3 protein-coding genes are annotated in these 3804 nt (G+C 70.0%); all 3 read right to left on the reverse strand.

The annotated features are described in order from the left end of the window. Positions 1–108 precede the first annotated feature (108 nt). Positions 109–1980, reverse strand: coding sequence for a glycosyltransferase (locus ACFXGA_RS04035; RefSeq protein ID WP_378084172.1), 1872 nt, complete (start codon positions 1978–1980; stop codon positions 109–111). A 7-nt stretch (positions 1981–1987) separates the two neighbouring features. Next, on the reverse strand, positions 1988–3175 hold the full coding sequence (gene glf / locus ACFXGA_RS04040; protein WP_378084173.1) for a UDP-galactopyranose mutase: 1188 nt from the start codon (positions 3173–3175) through the stop codon (positions 1988–1990). An 82-nt stretch (positions 3176–3257) separates the two neighbouring features. After that, positions 3258–3683, reverse strand: coding sequence for a DUF2304 domain-containing protein (locus tag ACFXGA_RS04045; RefSeq protein WP_378084174.1), 426 nt, complete (start codon positions 3681–3683; stop codon positions 3258–3260). Between the last annotated feature and the right edge of the window lie 121 nt (positions 3684–3804).

Raw genomic sequence — 3804 nt, forward strand, 5'->3', positions numbered from 1 at the left:
CACCGGGTGCAGTGCGACCACTGGTGGCCCCTCGGGGTGCTACGGGCGTGAGCTGTTTGGGGGGTATGTGGCGGGGGGCGACCCCTCAGGGCCGCCCCGCCACACCGGTCAGAGGTCGTACAACCGGCGCCAGTTCTCGCGGCTGGTCAGCTCGCCCATCGCCTCGCGGTACGCGCGCTGCATCTCGGGGGCGCGCTGGTACAGCTCCTTGATCAGCCGGGTGCCGCGCTTGCCGAGCCGGACGGCCAGCTCGCGGTCGCGCCGCCGGACCCGCACGCCCTCCTGGGACGCGTCGGTGACGACCGCGGTGTTGAACAGCGACACGTGCCACCACGCCGAGTCGCCCGCGGCGACCGCGCCGACGTCGTGCACGCTGCGGCCGAGGAGCTGGTTGACCACCCGCTTGGCCAGCACCGGCGCGAACAGCCGCGGCGCGGGCGGGGCCGGGATCAGCGGCAGGTCGCCGGACGGGATGCCGGGCACCTCCGACGCCGGGTGCTTGACGGTCTCCGGGAACTCGGCGCGCAGCTTGCGGATCTCCGCCGCCGCCTCCACGCCGCCGTCGCGCAGCACCTCGGGGCCCTTGAGGAAGTCCTCGATGGCCTTGAGCTGGGTCGCCGCCAGGCCGTACTGCATGCCGACCAGGTAGGTGGCGAGCTGGGCCGCCATGGTCCGGCAGATCCGCTTGGGGTCGAACTGGCTGTGCAGCGCCGAGGTGACCAGGGCGTTGCGCAGGTTGAAGTACCGGTGCCAGTCGTCCCAGTCCTTCCAGTGGAAGTCGGCGTGCCACACGCCCGCGCCCGGCAGGGTGACCGTGGCGAACCCGTTGGCCCGCGCCCGGTAGCCGTACTCGATGTCGTCCCACTGGAAGAACAGCGGCAGCGGGTAGCCGATCGCCTTGACGATCTCCGACGGGATCAGGCACGACCACCAGCCGTTGTAGCCCGCGTCGACCCGGCGGTCCTGCACGTTGCGCTTGCCGGTCTCCTCGTCGTACCCGGTGAGGTCGGCGTCGTGCAGCGCGCCCTCCACGACCTGGCCGGGGGCCAGCGTGTCGAGGTTGGCGTACTCCGCGCCCACGTGCAGGTGGTTCGGGTGCAGCAGGTACAGCATCTGGCCGCCGACGATGACCGGCTGCGCGGTGCGGTTGGCGAACGCGGTCGTGCGGACCACGATCTCCGGCTCGCACAGCACGTCGTCGTCCATGAACAGGACGTTGGCGTGCTCGGCCCCGTCGACCTCCATGACCTCGTACAGGCCGCGGGTGAAGCCGCCCGCGCCGCCGAGGTTGGGCTGGCGGATGTAGCGCAGCTTGTCGCCCAGCGCGGCGGCGACCTCGGCGAACCGGGGGCGCGACTCGACCGGGTCGCTGCCCTGGTCCACCACGTACACCGCGTCGACCAGGCCGAGCGGCTCCTGGTCGGAGGCCAGGGCCGCCATCGTGTTGAGGCAGTCCTCGACCCGGTTGAACGTGCAGATGACGACGGCGGTCGGCCGGACCTTCCGCGGCGGCGCGACCGTCCACCGAACGTGCTCGACCACGAGCTGGTGCTCACCGGTGGCGACGTCGAACCACAGGCCGCCGCCGTCGGTGAACTTGTCGATCTTGGCCGTGAGGGTGACGACCCGCTCCCGCGCGTCCGAGACCTGCTCGGCGACGACGGTCCGGGTCTCCCCCTCCGCGTCGGAGGCCACGATCGACACGGTGCCCGAGCCGGTGAGGGTCAGGCTCAGCTCCACCTCGGTGCTGACGCACCACCGCTGCCAGTAGGTGGCCGGGAACCGACCGAAGTAGGTGTTCATCGACACCGCGGCGTGCGGGTGCACGACCAGGCGGTGCCGATCGCGGTCGGCGATCCCCTGCGCGACCTCGGCGTAGAGGTCCTCCGAGACGATCTGCGACGGCCCGGCGAACAGGCCGCGCTGCGCCAGCAGTCTCTCCGGGGCCTCGTGCTCGACGAGGGTGGAGTTGCCCGACATAACCGAATCAGTCCTCCAGCGAACCGTCCAGCGCCCGACCGGAGGTCAGGTGCGGGGCGATCTTGTTGTCGAACACGCTCAGCGCCGAACCGATCGCCATGTGCATGTCCAGGTACTTGTAGGTGCCCAGTCGACCACCGAAGACGACGTTACGCTCGGCGGCTTCCTTGCGCGCGAGCTCGCGGTACCGCTCCAACTTCGCCCGGTCCTCGGGCGTGTTGATCGGGTAGTACGGCTCGTCGTCCTTCTCGGCCGCCCGGGAGAACTCCCGCACGATGACCGTCTTGTCCGACGGGTAGTCGCGCTCGGGGTGGAAGTGCCGGAACTCGTGGATCCGAGTGTAGGGCACGTCCGCGTCGTTGTAGTTCATGACGGCGGTGCCCTGGAAGTCGCCGACCGGCAGCACTTCCTGCTCGAAGTCGAGCGTGCGCCAGCCGAGCCAGCCCTCGCTGTAGTCGAAGTACCGGTCCACCGGGCCGGTGTAGACGATCGGGGTGCCGGCCGGGATCTCGGCCCGCACGTCGAAGAAGTCGGTGTTCAGCCGCACCTCGATGTTCGGGTGGTCGGCCATCTTCTGCAACCACGCGGCGTACCCGTCGACGGGCAGGCCCTCGTAGGTGTCGTTGAAGTACCGGTTGTCGAAGGTGTAGCGCACCGGCAGGCGGCTGATGACCGCCGCGGGCAGCTCCTTCGGGTCGGTCTGCCACTGCTTGGCGGTGTAGTCGCGCACGAACGCCTCGTAGAGCGGGCGGCCGATGAGCGAGATCGCCTTCTCCTCCAGGTTCTGCGCTTCCTTGGAGTCGATCTCCGACGCCTGTTCGGCGACCCACGCCCGCGCCTCTTCCGGGCTGAGGTAGCGGCCCAGGAACTGCGAGATCAGGCCCAGGCCCATCGGGAACTGGTACGCCTGGCCGCCGTGCATGGCGAACACGCGGTGCTGGTAGCCGGTGAACTCGGTGAACTGGTTGACGTACTCCCAGACCCGCTTGTTCGACGTGTGGAACAGGTGCGCGCCGTAGCGGTGCACCTCGATCCCGGTCTCCGGCTCGGCCTCGGAGTAGGCGTTGCCGCCGAGGTGCTCCCGCCGCTCCAGGACCAGCACCCGCTTGCCGAGCTGGGACGCGGTCCGTTCCGCGACGGTCAGCCCGAAGAACCCGGAACCGACGACGATCAGGTCAAATCCATCGAAGCTCACGAAGGATGAGGCTACCGGCTGCGCTCGTGGGCGCTTGAGCCAGGTCCTGCCCCGACGACCGGGTTACCGACCGGTAAACGGCTCACGAGGAGCGCACCGACGACGGGTCGCCGAGCCGCTGCGCGCCCACCGACCGCTCCAGTTCGACCACCCGTGCCCGGAGCGCTTCGTGCTGGTCCTCCAGCTCCCCGCGCTGCAACGCGATCTCCTCGACCGCGGTGCGCACCTCCTCCTCCAGCCGGCCCACCTCGGTGCTGAGGTGCAGGGCCACCAGGCCGAGGACGCCGACCGCGAGGAACAGGACGAAGTTCGACGGCGTGATGATCCCGGTGATTCTGGTGAGGAATTCGGGAACACCGGGAACGGCGGCCAGCACGGCCACGCCGATCGCCAGGAACAGCCAGATGCTCGCGTACTTCTCGCGCAGCTTCCGGCGCCGCATCATGTCGAAGACGAGCAGGACCACGAAAAGCGCGACGATGATGCTCAACAAACGCCACGAAGCCATCACGACCTCCTAGACGGCATCGGATTGGTGGGGGGGGGGGGGGGGGGGCCCCCCGCCGCCGAGACCACGCGCGCCCACGCCCCCCGCCGGCCGCAGCCCCACACCACGAGGGGGAGCGCGG

This window comes from Actinosynnema sp. NPDC059335 (assembly GCF_042752395.1).
Lineage (GTDB): Bacteria > Actinomycetota > Actinomycetes > Mycobacteriales > Pseudonocardiaceae > Actinosynnema.